This window comes from Rhodoferax sp. GW822-FHT04A08 (assembly GCF_058801025.1).
On record NZ_JBXAMW010000017.1, the window covers coordinates 57,769 to 81,642 of the forward strand.

Sequence of the window (23,874 nt, forward strand, 5' to 3'; positions counted from 1 at the left end):
GCAAAAAGAAGAAGCCGCAACCTATTAAGCCGAAGAAAGCATCCTGACTGTGACCCAAGATCTGCGCGTTGCCATGACCACCAGCCTCAATGAGCGGTTGGTGGCACCGCTGCGCCGCACGCTGGATGAGGTGGAAAAAAACCTCAAGGAAATTGAAAAGGAATTGGGCCAGGTAACCCAGGCCAGTGAAAAGACTGGCAAGTCCCTGGTTGAAATGAAGGGGCCTGCCCAGGCCGCCAAGGAAGTGGTGGAGCTCGCCAAGCATACTCAGAATGCAGTCAGCCTGGCCGAGAAGCTCAAGACTGCGTGGAGCGTTGCCGGCAACACCATCAAGGGCGTTACCACCAGCGTTGCAGCATTCCAGGCAGCCAAGTATGTGATGGCTCCAGCACTGGAGCAGGGTCGCACCTATGAAAAGCAGCTTGCCGATGCAGCAAACATTGCTTACTCGGACAAGTCAGCGGCTGAGCGGCGCGTTGGCATGATGAGCATGAATGACGCCGTTGAGCGTGCGGTGCGCACTGGCGGCGGTTCACGCGAGACCGCTTTGAAGGGCATGAACGACCTGTATGCGGCCAACATCGACAAAGACGATGTGAACTACCTCCTGCCGCACGTGCAGAAGTACGCGACCGCTGGAAATGCCGATCCATCCAACATTGCCAACCTGGTGATCTATGGGTTGCGCTCACTCAAGTTGAAGCGCGAAGACATTCCAGTGATGCTGGACAAGACCCTTGCATCCACCAATGTGGGCAGCATGGAGCTGGACAACCTGGCGAAGTGGATGCCGCAAATCGGCGCTGCAGGTGGCGCTGCAGGTATGACGGGCATGAAGGGCTACGAGCAGATGCTCGCTGGTGTTCAGACCTCGCGCCTGACAGCTGGAACCAAGGATGAGGCAGGAACCAACTTCAAAGACCTGCTGTCCATGATCAACGGCCACGCCCTGATGACTGCGGCAAAGTCGATGGGCATCGATGCAGCAGGCTCCATTGCCAAGCACATTGGTTCCGGTGGCAATGCGCTTACCGGTACGGTTGCCCTGGCCGACTACGTTGCCAATCATGACCCACGGTTTGCAGCACTCCAGAAGAAGCTGGATGCCACTCAGAAGATGCGCGATGCCAAGGGCAACCCGATCTACAGCCCCGAGCAGGAAGACATCATGCGCCAGCAGGCGACGCTGTTTGCCGGTAGTGCCTTGGGAAAGCTGTTTCACAACCAGCAGAGCATGCAGGCCCTGGTGGCATTGCGCTCCAACCGGGATTACTTCCAGGAGAACCTGGCTGCGACCGGTGGCGCAACCGGCCAAATAGGCGAAGGCAACATGGAGTTGATCCGCACCACCAACGACTTCAAGACGCAGCAGCTCAAGAATGAAGAATTGTTTGCCCAGACCAAGGGGTTGAGTGGTGTCAACGATGCCCTGGGCAAGTTGGCTGACGGCACGGCTGATCTGTATCGCAGGTACCCAGGCTATGCCACGGTTGTGCAGACGGCCACATGGGCCGTTGGAGGCCTTGCAGCAGCAGCAGCAGCGGCAGGAGGTGCGCTCGGTGTGATGGCCCTTCTTAAAAGGGGCGGTGGAGTCGCAGCCGGTGCTGCTGCCGAATCGTTGGCAGCTCCTGCAGCTACCGCAGGATCCAGCGTGGCAAGCGCCTTCTCTATGAGCAAGCTGCTGTCAGCTGGCGGAAAGCTGCTGGGCCCCTTGATGCTGCTGGAGTCGCTGACACAGCCTAGTGAAGAAGATATTGCCGCGCTGAAGCGTATGGACGCCCAGGACGCGATGGCAAAGGGCGGGCACCGTGGCAAGGGGTTTGTTGATCCACGCCGTCTGGATCTCGCTGGTGGGCCGGATATAGCGGATGCCAATGCGCAGGAGCTAGTGGCAATGATCTCGCCCATTCTTACGCGCATGGAAGCACTGGCAAACCGACCGGTCATGCTGACCGTGGACGGTCAAGTCCTGGCTGACACGCTCAATAGCACCAACGGCCGCACTGCCCGTAGGAACTGACATGGCCTGGGAAAACACACTCCTGGATGCGAGTTTCAAGGGCGTCAAGTTTGACGTGATCAGTGTTGTGCGGTCGGGGCAGCGATCCATCGTGGAGAACGAGTACCCATACACTGCTGGTGCTGATCTGGACGATTTGAATCTGCGTGCCAGGCGTGTCAAAGTGAAGGCAATCGTCTTTGGTGACGACTATGAGAATTCCCTATCTCAACTGATAAGCGCACTTGAGTCACCTGGTGCAGGTGAATTGATCCACCCGGTCCACGGCAAGATGACTGTGCTAGCTGAGAACTGGGAAGATGAGCATGACGAAGACCTGGTGAACGGCGCGATGCTGGCGATCAGCTTCATCGAGCACACGACACGCGATCTGGTGTTCACAACTTCCAGCTCGGCATCCAAGGTGGAAGCTATCAGTGGTAAAAGCGATGCAGCAAGGTCCATTGCTGACGATACCCTGATCCGGAGAATTGAAGATGCCCAGGCGGGTGCTTTGCTGCGCATATCCGTCTTGAAGGATGCTTTCGGCCAGGCTAAAAACGCACTGAGCAATCTGCTGGATACCAGCGCCCTGCGCGTTGTCCTGAGCGATCTGGATCCAGTGCTGTATCCACTGTCCTACGTTGCCGATCTGTTTTCTGTAGTCGACCGCGCCTTGCAGGGACTTCCTTTTGGTGGGCGCAATATTCTGTTTGACCCATCCAGCGGAAATAGCCTGGTCAGCGGCAGCGGCCTCAGTGACTTCAATACGGTCGCTCAAACCGTAGCTCCATCCAAGATTGCTATTGTCCCCAACGTGGCTAACCCTGATGCCACGATGCTGGCAGATACGGCGATCGTGCAAGCGCATACGCAGGTTCATGCGGCCTGCGCAGTTGCAGATGCCTGGACCATTGTGCTGGCTGGCGAGATGGATACCCCAATACTGGATCGCGCAGACATCGAGGCAGCAACCAATGTCACGCGTGCTGGCTTGAAGGCAGCCATCGACAGTACGCGAAGTGCGATGGACGCAGAGGGGCGCGGTCAGGTGGCAGAAGCATTGCGCGAAGTGGCATCAGCGGTGCTGGAGGCGGCACAAGCTGTCATCAACCAACGACCGCCTGTAATAAGCAAGCCTTGCCCAACCAGTGGACCTATCCGATTGGTAGCGCACCAGTTGTATGGTGATGCATCACGTGCCGATGAGATCGCTCGGCTCAATAGCTTGGGACGCAACGTCTTGCTCCAACGTGGAGATATTCTGCATGTCTACTCCATCTGATGACGTAGAGCTTCTTATTGGCGAGGTTGCCCACAGGGGGTGGACATACTATGAAATCGACAGCGACTTGATGACACCAGCTGATGCATGGCACGTGCGCTTGGCACAACCCGTCATCAAATTGCCCGCTACGGTCGTATCTGGTGCCAGAGTTCAGGTGCGTATGAACCATGACACAGTGTTGATGGGCGCTCTCGATGAACGTGACTTATCAGTCGAGAAGGGTAAGCATGAGCTGCTCCTAACAGGTCGTGATGATGCGGGGTTGCTGCTCGACTGCTCAAGCCCAGTACTTTCCATGCGCCAAGTAACGCTTGACCAGGTTATCGCCAAGATTCTTGCTCCTTTGAAGTTCCCAGTAAGCCGCATTCGTATCGACGCAGAGACAAAGCTGATGCGAGAGAAGGTGAATATTGAGCCCGGCGACAGTGCCTGGGACAGCTTGCGTCGCGCCGCTGAAGCCAATGGTCTCTGGCCCTGGTTTGAACCGGACGGCACCCTAGTTGTTGGGGGGCCACGCTATGACCTTCCACCTGTAGCTACGTTGATCTTGCGGGAAGATGGCAAAGGAAACAACGTATTGAAGCTTGCGGAAAAGCATTCAATTGTTGAACGCTACAGCCAGGTAACTGTGTATGGGCAAAGCCATGCCAATGGCGTTGGCGCAAGCGAGCGTGATGGTCGCAACAACATCAAGGGCGTTGAAAAGGATACGGGGGTTCAATCCTACCGACCAAAGGTTGTCGTGGACCATGAGGCAATCAATGAATCCATAGCTCGCGCACGTGGACGCAAGATCATCAGCGACTCTCGAATCAAATGTTACACGCTTACCGCAACGGTGCGTGGTCACCGCACCGACGATGGTGTGCTGTGGTCTCCTGGACAAAGGGTTGCAGTAAAAAGCGAACCTCATGACCTGGATGGGGTCTACTTTCTGATGGGACGCCGGTTCACTGGTGACAAGCACCAAGGGCAACGCACCATTTTGACGCTTAAGGAAGATGGCGTTTGGCTTCTTGATGCTCATCCGAGTAAACGCAGGCATCGCCGTGGCAAAAACTCGCTACCTGGTCAGATTGTTGATTTGACTGCGGGAGCATTCCAGTGATTGACCAGATCCGTCGTGAAGTTAAGCGTGGCCTGGCTAACGCGCGCGGTGCGATGCGCGCAGTCCTGCAGGGCATTTCCATTGCGCAGCGTATCCAGCGCGTCAACGCTGAGGGACTGGCAGATGAACAACTTCAGGATGTGGAACTGATGCAGCAATTCGGCTTCACGTCTGCACCACCTGCCGGATCACAGATCATTGTGATTCCACTGGGTGGGCGCACTAGTGCCTCGGTGATTATTGCCTCAGAACACGGGGCCTATCGACTGAAACTCAACAACCAGGGCGAAGCTGCGGTGTACAACCAATGGGGGGATCACCTCTGGTTCAAAAAAGGTGGCGTCGCAGAACTGGTAGCCACTACAAAGGTTGACATTACGTGTCCCTTAGTTGCCACCAGCGGAGACCTGTCTGTCGGCGGCAACATCACCTGCGCTCACGACATTACCGCAACGGGTAATGTGTCCGATCAAGGTGGTGCTAAGTCGATGTCGGGAATGCGTTCGACCTACAACGGCCACGGCCATACCGATCCGCAAGGTGGCGCGGTAGGTCCAGCAGCTCCAGCTATGTAAGTGAGCAGCATGGACGCACTTATCAACCCCAAGACCGGCGACTACAGCGCAGACCCCAACATGGTCGGCGCATTGCAGCGCGACCCAGCCAACGGTCTGCTGAACGCCGCATATCTGCGCTTGACCACACCGCTTGGCAGTTGGTTTGGCGATGCGACGGTGGGCTCCAGGCTGTACGAGCTATCCCGCGAAAAGGATCTGGTGCGCGTGGCGCGCCTGGCGCAGCAATACGCCGCAGATGCCCTGCAGCCACTCATTGCCGATGGCCGCGCCCAGTCCGTGGACGTGCGCACCTTTCACGTGGCTACCGGGCAGCTGGCGATCACAGTGGAAATTGTGGACGCACACGGCGTTCAAAGCAGTTTTGATCTGCCTGTAAAGGTTGTTTGAACCTGAAATTTAGAGCACACGATGTCATACACAGTTCCTACCTTCGAGCAAATTCGTAACCAGTTCCTACAGGCAGTCCTCAGCCAGAATCCGTCTGCTGCCATTGGCCCAGACAGTGACCACTTCGTGCGTGCCAGTGCGATCGCTGCCGTGGCCGAGGGCATTTACAGCCATCAGGCATGGGTATCGCGCCAGGCTTTTCCGGATCTCGCAGACAGCGACTACATGGAGCGCATGGCAAACCAGCGCGGTGTGTTCCGTAAGATTGCGGCTGCAGCTGCTGGAACTGGGCGTTTCGGCGGTGTTGTGGGAACCGCTGTTCCCTTAGGCCAGCAATTCACCAATGCTCAAGGCGTCGCGTTCGCCACTACGGCTGCAGGCGTAATAGGTGCAGGAGGAACGGCTGACGTAGCTGCAGCAGCACTCGTTGCCGGAGCTGCGGGCAACCAATCTGACAACACGCCTGCGACCGTCAGCTCGCCAGGTGCGTTGGCCGGAACTGCAACCATACTCACCATGACAGGTGGTGCAGATGTTGAAGACGATGCAGATCTGCTGTCCAGGCTACTACTGGAGCTTAGCGAGTTGGCGCAAGGTGGAAATGCTGTGGACTATCAGCGTTGGGCGCTGTCAGTTCCTGGTGTGAAACGGTGCTTCGTGTTTCCTGCCCGGCGAGGCGCTGGCACCGTGGATGTGGTTCCCATGCCCGTTTCGGGCCTACCAAGCGCACCCCTCATAGCCTCAGTGCAAGCCGTACTGGATGCCAATCGTCCTGTAGGGATGCTCCCCGTCTATGGAGTCATGGCCTTGGTGCCAACCTCACTGGTCAATGCCGCGACTGCAACGGTGGTCGTAGCTTCTGGCTACACCTTGGCGGGTATCACAGCAGATATTCAAGCAGCTGTCGCTGCTGTGTTTGCTGGCCTTCCTCCGGGTGGGACTTTGGTACGCAATCAGCTTATCAAAGCCATCTTAAATGTTCCTGGTGTGACCGACGTCACTCTAGCCCTTCCTGCTGCCAACGTGACATCCTCCGTCAGCTCCATCGCACTTGAGTTGATCACTCTTGGCGTGTTGACTCTGAGCTGATACCACCAACCACCATCATGAACACCCGCGACGCACTACTCGAATGTCTGCCCCCCGTGGCATATGACCGAGCCGCGCCCAATGTTCGCGCAGAGGCGGCGGCGGTTGCTGCGGTGTTGGACTACGCGATCACCCTGGCAGATTTTCTGGCAAGGGAACAACAGCCGGACACAACGGCGCAGATGTTGGTTGATTGGGAGCGCAATTACGGGCTTCCCGATGCATGTATTGGCGGTGCTGGTGCTACGGAGGCCGCTCGTCGCGCAAATCTGATGGACCGTGTTGCCGGACGTGGCAATTTGTCACGTTCATTTTTCATTACGCAAGCAGCAGGATTCGGTTACGCGGGCTGCACTATCACTGAGTATGGTCCCATGACGTGCGCAGATCCATGCGACAGCTACGTCAATGGATTCGATTTCATTGGCGTCTGGCGATTGAATGTACCTGTGAGCACCTTAGTTATCAGCGCGACCTGTGAATCACCATGTGACACACCACTTGCATCTTGGGGAAACACCCAACTGGAATGCATGGTCAACCGGCGCAAACCCGCGCACACCATAGCCATGTTTGGCTACGCACCCTGATCTGGAGAAATAGATGGATCGCATCCAAACCGGAAATGCTCAGGCCAACAAATTTGGCGCAGGAAAAAACGGCTTCAGTCCAGGCAACCCTGCCCTCGGAATTCTTGCTACTGCTATGAACAATACCTGGTGCGACGGTGTCCAGGAGGAGCCACTGAGTGTTATTGAGGAGTCGGGCATCGTTCCAAATAGCGGCGCTTACAACCAGCTGCTGCAGGCAATTCGGCTGATCGCAGGGACCACTGTTGGTTCTATGAGAAATCTGAAGATGTCGGTTAGCGCGGCGTCAGCAAGTGCGACTTTGACCGCTGATGAAGTTATTCTGGAGAAGGCATTAGGGGGAACGCTTTTTCGCATTGCCAACTTCAACAAGACGGTCAACTTGGGAACTGTTGGTGCGGGTGGCATGGATACAGGTGCAGCGCCTGCATCCGGATACGTGGCCCTCTATGCCATTTATAACCCTGCCACTCAGACCAGTGCATTGCTTGCAACCAACGCAACTGCTGCAGCTCAGCCAAATGTTTATGGCGGTGGCAATATGCCTGCTGGATATACGGCATCTGCGCTGGTTAGCGTTTGGCCCACAAATGCGAGCGGTCAGTTCAAACCGGCTTTTCAACGCGACCGCAGTGTTCAATTTAGTCCGGTTTTGGTCGTAACTCAAAGCTCTAGCGGAGTGAGCACTACGCTGTCAGTTGCATCAACCATTCCAATCAATGCCCTAAGCATAAGTGGGCTCTTGTACCTCAACACCACCAATGCAGGTGCCGTGTATGCAAACGTGGTAGTTGCTGGTGACTCTGGTCTATATGGACAGGTGTATCAAGGTGGCAACGTAATTCTCAACATCCCCAATCAAGGCTCCTTCGGCAATGTGCTGTTGACTACGTCGCAATCAATCTACTACCAGACGTTCTTCACAGGGGCGTCAACTTCAGCACTCATTTACCTCACTGGCTACACGTTCTAGGAGACCACAATGGCAGTTCATGTTCAGTTTTCTGATGAAACACAGACTAAGGTGGTGGCTATATTTGCATGTACGCAGGACCCGGCCTCTTGTCTAAATCAGGCGGAGATCGAAGACGATGATGCACGCTACCTGGCGTTCATCAACCCTCAACCATTGTTGTCGGATTTAGTCAAACAGGCCAAAGAAAAGGTTCGCTCGGTCCGTCTGACGGTGTTCAATACCTTGGCAGGCATACAGTCACAGGCAATCGCTGATGGCGATATGCCAACGGCCAAGCAAATCAGCCTCATCCAAAACCAGCTCAAGGTGCTGCCCGATATTGACCTGAGCGCTTGCACCTCTGGCGCAGAAATTGATGCTGCATTTGTCTCTGCATGGAAGACCATCGTCGATGCCGCTCCGGATGGTGTGAAAAGCGCATTCAACGGGGTGTTCGCATGATCGCCGCTCTTTGGGCTTTTCTACTGGTGTCACCGTGGGGCATTCCCATATGGGCTTGGATTGCCATCACAACGCCGCTGTGGGGTATTCCAGCCCTCTGGCTGCTGTACCCCATTGCCATCCAATACGAGCGCGCCAAGCTGGGCCAAGGCTGGGGATGGTGGGTGTGCCTGGTGTTCGTGGTTCCGGCGCTGGTGATTGATATTGTCGTCAACTGGACAAGTCTGGCGGTGGTGTTTGGTCGACCTCGGTGGGGTGAGTGGACCTTCAGCACCCACCTGAAGCGCATATGCGCTTTGCCTGTTGGTTACTGGCAGCGTGCCAAGGGACGGTCGATTGTCTTCATTCTGAATGTGATATCGCCAAGCGGTAAGCACATCGAAATTCTCCCTGATTAAAGGATTCCGTATGTACTACGCGATCGCAATTGTTCTGTTGGTGCTCAGCTTGGTTGGGCTTGTCTTCTTCATCGGTTGTTCTGGTGATCCGGAGGGGCGTGGAGGGTGGGCCGTTTGGCCTGCGTTGGCCTGCTTCGTCATAGCCATAGTGGCCCTGTTATGGATGGGCTGGCTGGGCTGGCAAGACCTGAAGCTGATGCAGTACTTCAGATCGTAAAAAAAGACAGGGCGAGGGCCTGTGGTGCGCTAACACCCTAGGCCCCCGCCTCCGCCGTGAGTGACCACGGCATTGACCGAAGACCCTGCCACCTGTACAGGCCAGGGCATTATCGGAGATGCCGTATGCAAGAGGTTCGATGTGGCCAATGCCAGCGCAAGCTGGCCGAGGCCGAGTTTGTGAGACTGAGTATTAAGTGCCCGCGTTGCGGGACACTGAACGATGTGAGGGCCTTGAGCCCCTTACCAGCGCGCCAGGGAGCGTCAAACACGAAGGAACGTGATGACGCAACCAAAAAGCCCGCTGGCATGGCTGGGAGGCAAGAGCCGACTGGCCGACCAGATCATTGAGCGGATCCCCGCTCACACTGCCTACTGCGAGGTGTTCGCAGGCGCAGCCTGGGTGCTCTTTAAAAAGCCTGAAAGCAAGGTTGAAATCATCAACGACATCAACCGCGAACTGGTCACCTTGTACCGGTGCGTGAAGCATCATCTGCCCGCCTTGGTGGAGCAGTTCCGCTGGATGCTGATCGCCCGCGATGAGTTTGACCGCTTCCTGCAGACGCCCGCTGGGACGCTGACCGATATCCAGCGCTCGGCACGCTTCTACTACCTGAGCAAGACAGCCTTCGGAGCGCGGGTCAGCAAGCCAACCTTTGGCATTGCCGCCACCGGTGGCCCCAGGCTCAACCTGCTGCGCATGGAAGAGGATCTGAGCGAGGCCCATTTGCGGCTTTCCAGGGTCTATATAGAAAGCAGGCCGTACCAGGACATCATTGACCGCTTCGACAAGCCTGGCACCTTCTTCTACGTTGATCCACCGTACTGGGACTGCGAGAACGACTACGGTAAGGGGCTGTTCAGCAAGGATGACTTCACGGCCTTGGCCGACCAGCTCGGCGGCATCAAGGGCAAGTTCATCCTGAGCCTGAATGATCGCCCCCAGGTGCGGGAAATCTTCAAGGGTTTTCGCATCGAGTCGGTGAAGACCAGGTACTCGGTTGGAGCGGCCCGGAGCCAGGCGGTCGGTGAGGTTCTGATCTCCAATTTCAAGGGATAAAAGACGGCAGGCGTGGCGGCCTGCCAATTTGAAGCGGTGGTGGCCATGCACCCCGCAGCGTGAGCCCCGGCCTGGCGCTGTGCCAGGCCGGTTGTGTTTCAGACCCTTTAAACTGGGCTCAAAGCCGGTTTTCGGCAGCTTGGCGCGGACGCGAAGTTACAAATTGGACGCGAAAACCTGAATTCAGCCACACGCGTCCGCAAGTTCAGCGCCACGCGTCCGCTTACAAGATTGGTCCGAAAAAGACCAACCGTCAGAGGCCATCCGGCACTTTTTCCATGGCCCACATGTGGCCCACCCATAGCCCAAGTCTAGCCCACGGAAATTTTCACCGTGACGGTTTTGACTATTGGCCTCATGGCCCATGTTTTGGCACCTAACGTGCATGATCAAAGACACCAAGATAGACATGGAGTACATCGATATGGATGACGATCGGTTGGAAGCGCTCCGAGCCCAGGTCCGCGAATCCCTGGTGGCTGACAAGGTCACCGAAGACAGACGGCTCAAAGCAGAAATCCTCCTGATGCGTAGTCAGGCCAAAATTGTTGAAGACAAGCCGGGACACTTGGTGTGCGAAGGCGCATACGGCCGGGGTGTGGCCGAACAAAAGGAATCCACCCTGTATGACCTGGCCACCCAAAAGCCCCTGCGCTGGCAACCCTACAAAAGCCATCTCTTCGCGGTTCACAGCGCACTGTGCTGGGCCGTGCTGGGAATCTCCATCGGTTGAAAGGTAGTCCCCATGAAAGTATTTCTGATCGATGCCGACAACCTGTCGTCATCTGCATGGATTGAAGAAGCTTGCAGCAGCCTCGAAGCCACCGAAGGAACTCTGGCAGTGCGCAGGGCCTATGGCAGTGCTGAGAACCTCAAGGGCCTAGCACAGACCATGCTGAGCTGGGCCATACGCCCCTTTGTGAACCTGTCCCATACAAAAACACCGCTGACGTTGCGCTGGCTGTGGATGCGATGGAATTGGCGTGCCAGACACCCAAGCTCAGCGTGATTGCAATCGGCTCAGGAGATGCGGATTTTGTGCCGCTGGTCGTGCGCCTGCGTGAGCGCGGCATACGGGTGATCTGCGTGTCCGAGCGAACCAAGATGGCCTCCGAGGCAGCGCATGCCTATGACTCCATTCTCTATGTCGGCAAAGAGGTGGCTAGCACAGGTTCAAAGGCTGCATCACCTGTGACGGTAAAGCGGGCTGTTGCCAAGAAGGCTGTGGCCAAGCGCATCGCAGTCGAGCCGATCGCTGCACCTTATGCAAAAAAAGAACCTGCAAAGAAGGTCGCAGTGCCTGCAAAGAGCAGCAGAAAAACAGAAGTCACCCTCGAGCAAATCCTGGACGCGGCACCGACCTTGCGCACCGGGCAGAAACAGCCGCTGGGCGATATCGTCAAGGATTTGCACAACGCCAAGCTGATCGGCAAGAACGCAGTCTCCACCAAACTGTTCAAGAAGTTTCCCGCCCGTTTCGAGCTGACGCCTGAACACCAGCCCAATCAGGTTCGATACCTGTCAAGCTGAAGAGGGTGATCCATTGCGACGAATCCATCCACAGTAAATGTGAATTGAGCTGGGGATAACTGCGGGGCAAGTGTGTCAAACCCGCGAGTTTGTTGGTTTGGCGCAGGATGCTTAAAAAGCATGCACGCTCCAATTCAGCGCGCCATTACGAATGGTGGCCTAGTGAAGGCAGTGGGCCAGTTGCGGTCACAGGCGAATGGCGGGTAACTGGGAGCCAATCAGTACGGCGCAGGAGCATCATTGGTGCCCAAGTCAGGACTCGGATGCAGCGGTTGCGGTCATTGGAGTTATCTGTTTCAGACGTACGATGTGTCTGTCTTAGCAATCAGGAATTTAAAAAATGGCTCAATGCACAGCACCAGTTCGTGGACACAATTCGCCAGCAGCTGCAGCCGCCTGTCCTGCATGTCGATACCGCTACGGCCGCGGCTATGGCTATAGCGGTGGATACAGCAGCCCCTCCCACCCTTCGTATTCTTCATCCGCGTCGAGTGGGAGCTCTAGCGGGAGCAGTGGAGGTCGATCAAGCGGCGGTTCCCGCCCACGTTGGTCGCGAACTGGCTCCACTGTCTTTTACACCCCAGTGCAAGTGCAATCCCTCACGCCAGTCCGAGAGGCCGTTGAAAGAGTGGCTGTCCAACAGCCCGATCTGCGCGACTGCTTCCTGTGTCACGCATGGCCCGACCGGCAGGGTGCAGCCAAGGACCTTGACGACGCGCTCAAGGCTGCTGGTGTCAAAACATGGTTCAGTGAATTGGACCTTGGCCTCGGTGTGCCTATGATGCGGACCATTGACCGAGGGTTGGCGAACTCACGCATTGGTCTTGTGTTGGTCACGCCAAACTTCATCAAGGGGCTTCCAAATCAGGGCGTAGCCGATAAAGAACTCTCAGCCCTACTCGCCAGCAATCGTTTGGTGCCTATTGTGCACGAGACAACCTACGACGAATTGCGGAACGTGAGTCCTTTGCTTGCATCCCGGACTGGCCTTGATACCAAGGAAGACACAATGGCCCAGGTCGCCGAAAAGATCGCTGAGTTGGTAAAGATCTGGACTTAGCGCAGCCAGAAGGCATGTCTAGCTTGACGGTTGCGAGTCGAAAGTCAGCAACCAGTCTGTTCCTCAAATCACTTTGGGCCAGGAGCGGGAGTTCATCGGTGTCAGGTCTCGGGCGGCCTGCCTGGCACCTTCCCCATGGTGTTTTATCGAGGCGCGCCACAGCAGTCAGACAAAATGCGACTTCAGACCACAGGGAGCGCAGTATGGCGAAGGGGTTCGGGACAGAGATCGAGTCGCAGGTGCAGAGTATGCGGGCACGGATGCAATTCGGGCGTGTGGATGGAGTAGAACTCATCGAAACGAACGTGCGCTTGGCACAACTTGACCGCAGCCTACGAGGCATTGGCCATACGAGTGACCCGGAACTTTTTCGTCACTTCCCTGTCGCCGCTGTCGCGGTACTTGAAAGCCACTTCAAAGCGACGGTGGCGTCCATCATCAATGTCGGCTCGCCGTATCTCGAGCGCGGGCTCGCATTGGCAAAGGACCGTCTGAAATCCGCAGTGGATGTCGTTCCGTTGCTTCACCGAAAGGCGGTGACGATTGGTGAGGTGGTAGCGCACGTCATTCCATTCAACTCGGTCTCGAGTCTGGAGGCCGCGTTTCGCGCGCTCCTCGAGGCAGACATCAAGACCTTAGTGACGGAGGCCCGGGACCCTTATCGCCAGCGGAGTGGGGACGTGAGTGCCACCGACCTGCTGGTAGCGTCGGTGGATGACTTGTGGCGTGGGCTCGCACTTGCTTTCGAAAGGCGACACATCCTGGCGCACGAAGCAGCGACCAAGTTTGAACTTTCATTCGACGACGCGAAGGCTGCTGTCGATTCATGTGCAGCGTTCGTGAATGCCCTAGATGCCGTCATGTGGTCCACGATCTGGAAGGACTTGCCGCTGACGCAGTACGAAATGAACGTCGAGGCCTGGTCTTGCTGCAAGGCCGAGCGACGAGCCCTCGCGGCAGAAATCCGGGCAGCTTTGGCTGTTGCGACCGAGCGCGGAGAGCGCGCAAGATTCCGCGAATTACATGCCGCGTGGAAGGAATTCAACAAGCGATGGCTGGCCTGGGAGGATGAGCCGTTTGCCATGGGGTCCATTCGGCCGATGATTGCCGCCAGTTCTCGCGAACGGGCGCTGCGGGCAAGAAGAGAGGCCATTCAAGGTTGGTTGAGCCTGATGCGAACCGACGCCAAATGAGTAACACGAAGCATTGATGCAAAAGCGGCCCCACGCCAAGTTTGGATGACCGCTTGCTGCAATTCGATTCAACCCGACCCATTTCCGCTGCGGGTCGAACAGCGCCACTGGGCCAGATGCGGCCATTGAGCAATGCCCGCTTTGGGCTGCTGGATTCTAACTTCTACACTGCGGTGGCAGCAGTCACCAAAACCCCAACTTTCAACGCAGGCAGATCATCAATCTTTCGCCATTACTCATGAACCATCCAGCAACAACGTTTGGAACATACTTCGGACTTCATTCTCAGTTAGCGAACTTTGAGTAAGGGCTTGATCAGGCGATCCAGTCCCAATCCCTGGCTTTTCTTCTTCATCCGGAATAGCGGAAACCTTGTGATTCACTTCACGTAACGGACCCGCGAAGAATCGAGACCTCTTCTTGCGCTGCGCCAGCTCTGACAGATTCTCAACCAACTGTTTCTTTTCATACAAGTCTTCGCAGCTATTCAAATCATCCTGCCAGCCGCCGTTCAAATACGCACGCAGACCTTCAAAGTACTTCTGCGCATTGCGTTGCCGCCAGCCCGGAGTGGACTCAGGGAGATCAATCAATTCTTTCCAGTGGCGCGACCTGGCATGCGGTAATGCATCCAAAAACTTCTCAAGCACGAGTACCCGACATGCAGGGGACAGAGCCAAATCATTTCTTGTCCGAAGCGGATGTCTGTACGTACCCCGCCGTGTATGCGGCAGCAAAGATATCGCCCGCCGCGGTCTTGGTCGGAAGGGCAATCTGAAGGGTCACCAGGAATTCGCTGCCTACTCGTGGGATGTTGTGCGCGATCCGGCCGACGATGGTTCCGAGCTCTCGAACCACTTGCTTCTCGATCTCCTGGCTCATCGCGCGCTCTCCCACGCATATCTGCACCGCCTGCTGGAGGATCGAAACGAGCCTGCTGCCTGCATCCCGCGGCAGACCCTGAAGCGCTAGCAATACCGGATAGCAAATCAGCGTCCAGCCCAGGCCATCGTTCTGCTGGAGAAACCGGACGCGACCGAACCAGCACGCCAGGACTGCGGCTACTGCATCCGTCTTGGTCTCTTCGCCGAGCATCATCGAGCGCAAGAGGTTGCCCATGTGCGCGATCAGGTCGTTCGTGGACTTGGCGCTGTCCCAAATGGCTCGAACCAGGGTAATGAATGGTTTGTGGGCTATGAAGCACTCGTGGAGCTGAGTGGCACCGCCGGCAAATCCCGCGGGCGTCGCACCTTCCAACGATGCGATCAAGTAGCGGTCGGTGACGGAGATCCCGACGTGCCAGTCGACAAGGGCCGCCAACTTGAGGCTTACCTCAGAAGGCTCCAGTTCGCCTCGGTTGTCCAGGATCTCCATGATCTCTAGCGAAGTGCAGAACCGCACAGCCGTATCGTCCGAATGGATCATGGTTCTGAGGATCGCGTCGTCGCAGTACGCCAGGTACCTTTTCTCCTTGGTAAGCTCAACGTACTCGCGCATCACGTGCATGGGCGTGAGCTCCTCACCCTTTGGCGCGCTCGATGTACCAGGCTGATCAATCTTGGCGACCCAACGATTCACTTGCTTGAGGATGCGTGCAGCCGTCTCCGCACCGACGCCACTGGCGAGGACCCCATTTGCCTGCTGGCTGATGTAGCCGACGGTAGCCTTGGTAATGGCGATTTTCTTAAAAACCGAGAACAGTGCATTGAACAATCCCAGCGAGTCGACGACCAGCAACGCGGTCAGGTCCAGCAAGGGGATGTCGCGGGTTGCGTCCGGGCTCTTTTCCTCTTTAACCTGCGACAAGATGACCAGATGGAATTGATGGTCGCCGTATCGCGAGGCTTTGGCGGCCTCCCAGAGCGTGAACGGGTCACCGATGTAGTGCAAGACAAAGCCAGGGCGCACAATGAACGGAACTGGCAACTCGCCTGACTTGACGCGCCGCTCTCTGGCTTCAAAGCCCGCCATCCGCTCTCTCGAATTGCCACCAATCGAATCGAAGACATCGTGCAGATCGTCGATGTCTTCGAGGCCGTGTTCAGGCAATGACACTCGCCTGAAGAAGTGGGACTCGGGCCACAGGGAGCAAAACCGGTCGATTCGCGCCTTCGCCCATTCGATGAACTGGTCATCGGGCTTCGGCCCAGTAGTGGTGACCGCCATCACCAGGTTAATGAGGACGCCCTCTTCTTCTTCGTTGTCCGGATCTACCAAGTCGCCCAAGCCTTTGGCAGTCTCGTGGGCCTTCGTGTGCTCGCCCTGCTTGAAATAGACCAGCGCGCTGAGCCGCAAGAGCTCCAAGCGTTCCTTGGGACCTGACTCGAGTTCAAGCAAGCGGTCGATGGCCTTGCGCACAGAATCCGTGCGCCCCAATCGGAACGCCAAGCCCATGAAGTTGTGGACGTTCGGGATACGGCTGGTCCCTGCTTCAACCACCGTTTCAAGCATCTGAATGGCCTTGCCCGTGTGCCCCATCATTTCTTCGGCCACTGCTGCAGCTGCAAGCAGCCGCTCGTCACCCTTAAATCGCACGAGCCCATTCGCCGCCACGCTGCCTGCCTCTTCCCATTGGGTGAGCGTTGAATGGGCGGCCACCAGTCTCTGCGTGTCATTGAGCGAGAGTAGCGCGCGGCTCTTGAGCTTCTTTGCGAGCTCTACAGCCTCCCGCGCCGGCTCAGGTTCATTGACGTTCAGGTTCAGAAACAGATTGGCGACAAGCAACCAGGCATCAGGGTGGGCTTGAAGCCCCTCACGCAGTGCGTCCGTCGGTGAGGGTTCGGTGATCCCCAAGGTTCCCCTACGCACGAACTCCGCAAATGGGACGAAGGGCGCCCACTCGGCCTGCGCTGCCAGCACTTCATGGATCTCCCGGGCTTCGGCGTGTCGCCCAGCTTTGTGAGCAGCGGCAAAACCGATGCTCAGTGCCAAAGGGCTATTCCTGTGCTGTTCGCCATCCCAGCGGCCAACCTTGAGTGCCACGGCGTGGCACTCATCGAACCGACGAAGTTCGAACAAAAGGTTCGTCCGGCGGATCAGGACTTCCAACTGCTCCGGCTGTCTGCGATTGGCAGCGAGGGCCAACTCTGTCTCCTCAGCACCGATGGCTAGCAGCTCAAAATTGCGCTGGAGATTCACGTACTCGGGCCGAACCGCTGGTGCGTCTCCGAGCAGCCGTATGGCCTCGCCCTCCTTGCCTAGCAGGCCCGCCACTCCGCACAAGACCGGTGCCAGCACATCGGTGTTCAGTGGCCATCCGGCTTCACGCAGTCCGTCAAGGCACTTTTGTGCCATGGACCAAGCCTTCTCTGCGAGGTCTAGGTCAGTCCCGATCGCTCCCGACAATGGCAGTTCGCCCAACTCATTGAGCAGGGTGACATTCTCCGTCGCACCACGCCACGCCGCCCGAGCAGCGACGAGCTGCACGATGGTCAGGTCAGCCCGAGACAACTCGGTGTCGAGCTCTGCAGCCACTGCCAATTCAATCAACTGGTCGAACTTGCGTTGCCCAGCCAGCAGCACTACCCGTCCAAGCGCCTGTTTGCGGTCAGTGATTCGCTCCAGGCAGCGTTCCGCTTCGTCGAGCTCCTGGATCGAGACATAACCCTGGACCCGGAGCGACAAGCCAGCCTCCGATTCAACACCGGACAGAAGTGCCACGGTATCTCGAACGGCGGCCATGTCGTTCCGATCCAAGGCATGTAGCATCCTCAACTCGGCCAGCGGAAGGAGGTTCTCCTCTGTAGCATCGATGGCGTAAGCCACTTCAAACAGAGCGGTCGCTTCATCTTGCCGGCCTCGTTGCACCAGTGCCTTGGCTCTCTGGCTGATGAATAACGCCTTGAGAAACGGTGTTGAGCCAAAACCTGCTTCACCGAGTTTGATCAGGGCTTGTTCTGCCTGATTCGTGCTGCCCGTTCGAAGCATCGTCCGGATCTCAAGAGCTTCAGGCGGCCAGGCTGCGGTGCCTCCCAATTCGGCAGCGAGAACCAACGTAGCGAGTTCGTCGGGGCGAGCTAGTGCTGCGCTCAGCAACCGGCCTAGAGCTGGATGCCGACTCGAATCGCCAATGCGCTTATTCTGCCGCAGGATCTCTTCCAAGCTCGCGGCCGTCTTCACAAGTTGCAGCCTTGCCTGCAGGTGAGGCTCGATGCGTAAGTCCTCATGGAGGAGCTGGCCGACGGCCAGATGTACGGTCTGCGTCTCGGTGTCGGAGAGGTCATGCTCGTGGGGGCCTCCTCGCTTCACCCGAAAGTGATCAGAGATCCATGCCCAATGAATCGTGCTCTCCGCCGGAACGGCCTTTCCCGACGGGCTCAGCTTGACCTCAGCGACTGCCAGCATTACGTCTTCCAATGCGTTGGCATACAGATTCAAGGTCCGGCGTTTCATCCTGAAAGCAATCTCCTGGCCGTCGTTCACCAAGTCGAGCTTCTCGGTCCCTTTGAGCTGGATGAAGAAGGTGTGCTTAACGCCACCATCGACGTCGACATACACCTGAAAATCGAAGCCGAAGTCGTTCTGGCCGCCGATGTCGTCGATGACCCAGTTGCCCGGCCTACAAGCCTCCAGCACGGCCTTGGAGGCCATGCTGACTCGCCTGTTCCCGTCCACGATTGGAAAGTCTGCCGCCACAGTTCACCCCCTGCTATCACGCTCGGCACCCGTTGACTGCTAACCAGCTCTGGCAACAGATCGACAATGCGATTCTTCTGGAAAGCGATTATCACCGCGCAAGGTCACCCCGGACTGACATGCCCCTTCGAGGCCACCTGACCGGAACTGTTCACATGCGACGGCAAACAGCCGAGACCTGCCTTTGGGATGCGCACGGCGAACGGCAGCAATCGCCGCATTTCAGTCCCCTTGGCGACCTGCGGGGCAGTCATCTCAGGGCGTTGGCTTTAGGGCATTAAAAGGTGGGATTCCGCTTTGGGTCGACGTCTGCACTCGCCTGTTGAGGGCCAGTTGCGGTTGTCAGTGAATGACGGCTTTGAGGCATTGAATTCAGTTCTTCAGCGGACTACGAACTTCCTCTTCCACGAATCCGCTCCTGGCTGATCTGTGTCATTAACGGTTCCGTGCCTGAGCGGCTGCGACCGCAAGCACCTGCCGTTGAACGTTGTCTGTTCTGTACGGTCGCTTCACCCTCGGAACCGGCCACTCTATTGTGCGATCCGCCGCGCATCCGCATGAAAGATCGCTTCAGCGTACTGCGACAGGTTCGTGTTGACCTGTTGCATCGTTCCGTTGAATCCGCCATCGTCTGCTTGAACCCACTGGGTTCATTCCACCAGCAGAGGCTGAGGCAAACTTCTAACGGCAACTCGTTTTTGATAACACCGAGGAGGTTGCTTGGCTTAAGCTAAACGGCCACCGCTGAATCAAGAACGGTACAGTCGACCGCTTGGGTCAAGTACTTCGGCTGAAGCTTGAGGCATTGGTGAGCACAACAGCTGATTGATAAGTTGGGGCGGAACGAACGTGAGCAACAAGAAATCTAAAGCGCCGAGCAAGGCTAAATCCGGCTCCGGCAGTCATTCGATTGCCGGTTACGAATATCAGATTGACGTTTCGGTCTGGCTGGCGCTCGACCTAGTGTTGTCGAGCGAATTCACCAAGGAGGTGGTCCTGGAGCCCGCCTCCGAGGAAGATATCGAAGCAGACATTGCGGAAACCGAACCTGGGCGTGTCGTGACGACCGCTGCGGTCGATGAGTACCGCTTGATTGTTCAGGCCAAGCTCCGCAATGGTGATGCCTGGTCGGTCGCGGGGGTGAAAGGGCTGCTTGAACACGGAACTAACCGCCCGTCGGCGGCGAGCCGGTTGGAGGATCCGCAGAATCGTTACCTGCTGGTGACCTCAGCTGCAGTGAACGGAGGCGCCCGGGGACTGCAGGTCCGTAGCGCCGGACTTTGGCCGAAGGCTGCCGACATGTCTTCCTCCATCGAGGATGCAATGCCTGCTGGTTCAGCGGGACGGGTCGCGATCGTCGGAAACCAAGACGTTGAGCGGCTCGAGAGGGACATCAAGGCCCTGCTCTTGGAGAAGCTACGTGTGCCGAATGCGAGGCTGGACTCGTGCCGCCGAAAGCTGCGGGACGAAGCCCGGGCGCGCATCGGCGGAGCCGGTGGCGGTCGCTGGACGCGCCCGCAGCTCGAGGAAGTCATTCGCGCCCATGATGGTTACATCGCTAGCTCCCCTGAGCTGGAACACTACGTGCCACCAACGAACTGGGCGGAAATCAAGGCGGCAATGCTCGAACGCAATGCCGCGCTGATCATTGGTCAGTCGGGCACCGGAAAAACGATGGCCACGCTGAAGCTCTTCGATGAGCTGCGTAAGGAGATCCCTGGACTGACTCGGGTTTCCATCAAATTTGGACCTGACCAGATCAGGGACGACAGAACGCCTCCGCCGGTTCTGTATGACATCGAAGACCCGTGGGGACGCTACGACTTTGACCCTAGAAGTCGCCCGTGGAACGATCAGCTCGCTCAGCACTTGACCCATGCCAGACCTGACCGGCTGGTCGTAGCAACCTCGCGTTTGGACGTTGCCAGAAGCTCCGGTGCGCTTAATACGGTTAAGCGATGGGCAGTGGGCCTGGAAGCCGAGCATTACGGGGTCCGCGAGCGTCAGCGCCTCTATCAAACCCGCATTGGTGATTTGCCTCGCAACGTCCAGACAATTGCCAAGGAAAACCAGTCGGTCGTGCTGGCTGAGCTTGCAACGCCGCTCGAGATCCAGAAATTCTTCGATGCCTTGGCCACGCCAGCCGACCGGAAGAAGCGTTCGGACTCACAACTCATCAGTGATGCGATTCAGCGGGCCCATCAGGACTCCATCGAGCGCACGGTGGTCGACCAAGTTGAGGTACGCAATGATGTGCGCGCCGCCGCTGTGCTTTGGGGGCTGCTGAAGGCCAACGACAAGCTGTCGCTTCGACTGTTGAAGCAGATTGACGGTGCGCTTGCCGATGCAAACGAAGCTTTCGAGAGGGGTGCGATGCCGCTGGCCAACTTTTTCGTGGCCGCGCGGAACCTGCGCCAGTCCGAGGGCACAGTCTCTTATTACCACCCGCGGGTCGAGGCCGGTATTGAACAGGCGCTGAAGCGGGCGGAGACAGTGACCGTCAAGTCGCTGCGACTTCTCATCGAGACGCTTTCGTCGCCTAACGGGCCAGACGAGGCATGGGGTGTTGCCGCCTCTGCCAGATTGCTTTATGCCCTGGATAGAACGTCAGACCTGCGGCCGAAGCCGTCGGCCGAGGTGCAGGCAAAACTTGACACTTGGTTGATTGACGCGGTCTGCAGCGGTGGGAAGGAATTCGAGCGCAATCTAACGCTCGCGGAATCGGTGGGATCCAGCTCCAGCAACGTCGCGGAAGTGGCGCGCTTTCTGTTGCACAGACCTGACCGTAGTTTCCCGGGCCTCACTGTTTGGGGGCCTCCGATGCATGGCGAGGAATGGTACGAAAGAATGCGCGCTGACGAGTCGGTCAGAGTGGTGGTCGAGACGTTCATTCGAGATGTGCTGCCTCACGGACGTGATTCCCTTCGCGCAGATTTCGTGACGGCCGTTGAGCGCCTTGCCCCAAACCTGACGCCTGCATTCCTTGACGCAGCTTCCACTGCGGTTCACTTTGGGTACATCAGTTCTGACAAAGCCATTTCGACCGGCGCGCTCAGGGACCTGCGTGGGTTCGAGGCAATTGTCGACTTGGCCGTCGCGGACCTTACCCCAAGCGAGGAAGAGAAGCGGCGAGCGGCGGAGTTCACACTAGGACGAAAGAACAAGGAGTTCAACGAGGACTATGCCGAGCACTACTCCGAGGACGATAGCGGCTGGACCGCCGGTGAGTTTCTGTCCAGCTACATTGATAAGGTTCGAGCGACGTTGGGTTGGCGACATCTGCTTGAACATCGCCACCGTGAGCATCTGCTTTCGCGTTGGCTGAATCGGCTCGCCGGAGACATCCCGCCATCGGTTGACGAGTTGAAAGACGTCTACAGAATGGCGCGCCAAAGCGTCTGCGAAGACACCCTTTGGTTCGTATTGACAAAGCACTGGGTGCCAGAGTTTGAGCATGACCTAATGGATCTAGTGTTGGCCGGCCATGCCGACTCAGGCGTTCGCATCGGTGCACTGAAATGCCTCGTTGAGAATGCGGCGCATCGCTTCCCTGCGATGCTCAAGCGCCTTGCCCAAATGGGCAACGAGGCCCGTCTAGTCGAAATTGCGGTGGAGCTTGGCGATTTGCGCGATCGGCGTGACGTTTTCGATTTGAAGCGTCAGGAGGATCATGACCCCTGGACTGCTCCATCGCTCCCGAGACCGCTCGACGAGGTAAGTGAGGCCGCATACGCCCTTGAGAAGAAGCTGACGCCTATTCTTTCCAGCGAAGCACAGTCGTTGATCGGACGCATCAGCCCGTCTAGTGAGGAGGTGCGGCTGTTCCGAACGAAGCTGGACTCGTATGTGCCGGTCGGCTCCGCGGAGGATGCGCGCTGGCTTCTGGCCCATTCCGATGACGAGGCGGCCGCCGAGCTCGCGATCAACTTCTTCATCCGCCACGGCCTGGTTGCTGACATACAGGCTGGACTGACGCATCGTTTCGCAGATGTTGTTGCTCCGTCGCTCATTGCTCTTGCGACGCCGTTGCCGGCTCCGCTGCCGCCCTCATACCTCGCGTTTGCCGACAACAAGGGCAGCCGCGTCTGTAGGGCCCTTGTCGACCTGCTCGACGCGAAGCCCCATCCAGACCACCGCGCCGCGCTGCTTCGGCTATCCAAGAACCAGTGGTCGACTCAGTTGGCCTATTACGACGAAGAAGAGAACTTCCCAATTGCGCAAGCTGCCGTCAAAGCGCTTGGCAATCTTGGCGGGTTGGACGCCGAGACCGCTGAAGAGCTCTACGGTCTGGCCATTGATACTCGTGATTCTGATCTTCGGTATGGCATCTTCGTCTTGCTGGTCAACCAGGCTGAGAGGTGCTTCCAAAACGCACTGATGGACATCGCTCTGAATCCGGGTAACAAGTTGGTCCGGCAGTTGGCAGCGAATGCGTTGATGGTTGGATACGAGCGCGTCGTGCCTTCGGTTAGGCAGCGAATCACGCCGAAAGCTCTGGCGGGAAAGATCCCCCGCGTGGCATCGAGACTTCTGCTGTTGCTCGCGTGTAGTGGGGACGTTGATGAGGTTCTCGCGGCCGCCGAGTCGCTTTCTGCAAATTCCAACCGGCGGGTCCTGTTGCTACTCGCCATCTGGGTGCTCCGTCAGCACAATTTGCAGTTGGCAGAGCGCATCGGACGGATGCTCCCTCCAGGAGGCGTGGGCGTTTCCTGGGCGCTGGCTGGGGGAGAGGGCAGGCTGCGCGATACCGCGCTGGACGACCTTGGCGATCCGGCCTGCGTGGACCAGGTGCTTCTGTTCATGCAGCCGAAGCCCAAGGGGAAGTGAGCGCTGATCTCACAGCACTGCAGCAATCGCCGCCTCTTCAGGCATGACGTCCTCGGCATCCGGCGTGGCACCGAAGACGGCTGCCGCCGCTAGCGTAGGTCAGCATTGGGTCGGCTGCTGCTCGGGGCCAGAAGCCGCCTTCCGCGACCGGCTGGTCTGGGGGAGCAGATCCACTCGGGCTTTCTCCCACATCGTATGGATCCCTTAGCCGATAAGGCCTTCCCTGCTCCATGTCATAGAACCAGGTACCTGGAAATCAGCAACTGCGATCATGAACGGCTGACCACGTTGCAATGACAGGGCATAGATGCTGAATAGGCTTTCGGGCAGCGCTTGCAAGTCATCCACCGCAGCAACATACTGCAGGCGCAAAGATACATACCCCAACACGGTCAGAACATAGCCTCTTCCCTCATTTTGGCTAGCCGGGATTGGAGTGATGGCAACGCCACTGCCGCAATTTGACATGCCGCGTGATGCACTGGGTACAGCTTCTATT

At 57.5% G+C, this 23,874-nt stretch carries 22 protein-coding genes and 1 pseudogene; 20 read left to right on the forward strand and 3 right to left on the reverse strand.

What is annotated here, in order from left to right:
- Nucleotides 1-49 precede the first annotated feature (49 nt).
- The 19 genes and pseudogenes from AC1RMF_RS22940 (at nt 50) to AC1RMF_RS23030 (ending at nt 13,913) form a co-directional block, all read left to right on the forward strand.
- Nucleotides 50-2,020: a phage tail tape measure protein gene (locus AC1RMF_RS22940; protein WP_493144563.1), complete on the forward strand. Its 1,971-nt coding sequence runs from the start codon at nt 50-52 to the stop codon at nt 2,018-2,020.
- A gap of 1 nt (nt 2,021) precedes the next feature.
- Entirely contained in the window at nt 2,022-3,284 is a 1,263-nt protein-coding gene (locus AC1RMF_RS22945; RefSeq protein ID WP_493144564.1) for a DNA circularization protein, read from the forward strand.
- Nucleotides 3,268-4,395: a phage baseplate assembly protein gene (locus AC1RMF_RS22950; protein WP_493144566.1), complete on the forward strand. Its 1,128-nt coding sequence runs from the start codon at nt 3,268-3,270 to the stop codon at nt 4,393-4,395. Before AC1RMF_RS22945 ends, AC1RMF_RS22950 begins: the two co-directional genes overlap by 17 nt.
- Nucleotides 4,392-4,970, forward strand: coding sequence for a phage baseplate assembly protein V (locus AC1RMF_RS22955; protein WP_493144567.1), 579 nt, complete (start codon nt 4,392-4,394; stop codon nt 4,968-4,970). The genes AC1RMF_RS22950 and AC1RMF_RS22955 overlap by 4 nt, the downstream gene beginning before the upstream one ends.
- 9 nt (nt 4,971-4,979) lie before the next feature.
- Entirely contained in the window at nt 4,980-5,360 is a 381-nt protein-coding gene (locus tag AC1RMF_RS22960; RefSeq protein WP_493144569.1) for a phage GP46 family protein, read from the forward strand.
- Between the two features lie 21 nt (nt 5,361-5,381).
- Nucleotides 5,382-6,449 (forward strand): baseplate J/gp47 family protein, encoded by a 1,068-nt coding sequence (locus AC1RMF_RS22965; protein WP_493144571.1) that lies wholly within the window; start codon nt 5,382-5,384, stop codon nt 6,447-6,449.
- A 17-nt stretch (nt 6,450-6,466) separates the two neighbouring features.
- On the forward strand, nt 6,467-7,039 hold the full coding sequence (locus AC1RMF_RS22970) for a putative phage tail protein (protein ID WP_493144572.1): 573 nt from the start codon (nt 6,467-6,469) through the stop codon (nt 7,037-7,039).
- A gap of 13 nt (nt 7,040-7,052) precedes the next feature.
- A complete protein-coding gene (locus tag AC1RMF_RS22975) occupies nt 7,053-8,012 on the forward strand; it encodes a phage tail protein (protein ID WP_493144574.1) in 960 nt (319 codons plus the stop codon).
- A 9-nt stretch (nt 8,013-8,021) separates the two neighbouring features.
- The gene (locus AC1RMF_RS22980; protein WP_493144575.1) at nt 8,022-8,456 is read left to right on the forward strand and encodes a hypothetical protein; all 435 of its coding nucleotides are present in this window, start codon (nt 8,022-8,024) and stop codon (nt 8,454-8,456) included.
- On the forward strand, nt 8,453-8,854 hold the full coding sequence (locus tag AC1RMF_RS22985) for a hypothetical protein (protein ID WP_493144577.1): 402 nt from the start codon (nt 8,453-8,455) through the stop codon (nt 8,852-8,854). The genes AC1RMF_RS22980 and AC1RMF_RS22985 overlap by 4 nt, the downstream gene beginning before the upstream one ends.
- A gap of 10 nt (nt 8,855-8,864) precedes the next feature.
- Nucleotides 8,865-9,071: a hypothetical protein gene (locus AC1RMF_RS22990; protein WP_493144579.1), complete on the forward strand. Its 207-nt coding sequence runs from the start codon at nt 8,865-8,867 to the stop codon at nt 9,069-9,071.
- A gap of 125 nt (nt 9,072-9,196) precedes the next feature.
- Nucleotides 9,197-9,421: a Com family DNA-binding transcriptional regulator gene (locus AC1RMF_RS22995; protein WP_493144580.1), complete on the forward strand. Its 225-nt coding sequence runs from the start codon at nt 9,197-9,199 to the stop codon at nt 9,419-9,421.
- Nucleotides 9,354-10,130 (forward strand): DNA adenine methylase, encoded by a 777-nt coding sequence (locus AC1RMF_RS23000; RefSeq protein WP_493144582.1) that lies wholly within the window; start codon nt 9,354-9,356, stop codon nt 10,128-10,130. Before AC1RMF_RS22995 ends, AC1RMF_RS23000 begins: the two co-directional genes overlap by 68 nt.
- A gap of 385 nt (nt 10,131-10,515) precedes the next feature.
- Nucleotides 10,516-10,863 carry a hypothetical protein gene (locus AC1RMF_RS23005; RefSeq protein WP_493144584.1) on the forward strand — a complete coding sequence of 116 codons (348 nt, stop codon included), beginning with the start codon at nt 10,516-10,518 and terminating at the stop codon, nt 10,861-10,863.
- Between the two features lie 12 nt (nt 10,864-10,875).
- Nucleotides 10,876-11,139 (forward strand): PIN domain-containing protein, encoded by a 264-nt coding sequence (locus AC1RMF_RS23010; RefSeq protein WP_493144585.1) that lies wholly within the window; start codon nt 10,876-10,878, stop codon nt 11,137-11,139.
- A pseudogene (locus AC1RMF_RS23015) lies at nt 11,103-11,207 on the forward strand (NYN domain-containing protein); the annotation flags it as partial. The gene AC1RMF_RS23010 and the pseudogene AC1RMF_RS23015, both read left to right, overlap by 37 nt.
- Before the next feature lie 9 nt (nt 11,208-11,216).
- Nucleotides 11,217-11,660 carry a hypothetical protein gene (locus tag AC1RMF_RS23020; protein WP_493144608.1) on the forward strand — a complete coding sequence of 148 codons (444 nt, stop codon included), beginning with the start codon at nt 11,217-11,219 and terminating at the stop codon, nt 11,658-11,660.
- 589 nt (nt 11,661-12,249) lie between these two features.
- Complete coding sequence (locus tag AC1RMF_RS23025; protein WP_493144587.1) at nt 12,250-12,720, forward strand: toll/interleukin-1 receptor domain-containing protein; 471 nt, start codon at nt 12,250-12,252, stop codon at nt 12,718-12,720.
- A 203-nt stretch (nt 12,721-12,923) separates the two neighbouring features.
- Nucleotides 12,924-13,913: a hypothetical protein gene (locus AC1RMF_RS23030; protein WP_493144589.1), complete on the forward strand. Its 990-nt coding sequence runs from the start codon at nt 12,924-12,926 to the stop codon at nt 13,911-13,913.
- Nucleotides 13,914-14,149: 236 nt separating this feature from the next.
- Here the strand turns inward: AC1RMF_RS23030 and AC1RMF_RS23035 are convergent, their stop codons facing one another.
- Nucleotides 14,150-14,593, reverse strand: a complete 444-nt coding sequence (locus tag AC1RMF_RS23035) for a hypothetical protein (protein ID WP_493144590.1) — start codon at nt 14,591-14,593, stop codon at nt 14,150-14,152.
- A 1-nt stretch (nt 14,594) separates the two neighbouring features.
- The gene (locus AC1RMF_RS23040) at nt 14,595-18,503 is read right to left on the reverse strand and encodes a PIN domain-containing protein (protein ID WP_493144591.1); all 3,909 of its coding nucleotides are present in this window, start codon (nt 18,501-18,503) and stop codon (nt 14,595-14,597) included.
- A gap of 894 nt (nt 18,504-19,397) precedes the next feature.
- Here AC1RMF_RS23040 and AC1RMF_RS23045 point away from each other — a divergent pair.
- Nucleotides 19,398-23,375: a hypothetical protein gene (locus tag AC1RMF_RS23045; RefSeq protein ID WP_493144593.1), complete on the forward strand. Its 3,978-nt coding sequence runs from the start codon at nt 19,398-19,400 to the stop codon at nt 23,373-23,375.
- 204 nt (nt 23,376-23,579) lie between these two features.
- Here AC1RMF_RS23045 and AC1RMF_RS23050 read toward each other — a convergent pair whose 3' ends face one another.
- The gene (locus AC1RMF_RS23050) at nt 23,580-23,843 is read right to left on the reverse strand and encodes a hypothetical protein (RefSeq protein WP_493144594.1); all 264 of its coding nucleotides are present in this window, start codon (nt 23,841-23,843) and stop codon (nt 23,580-23,582) included.
- Between the last annotated feature and the right edge of the window lie 31 nt (nt 23,844-23,874).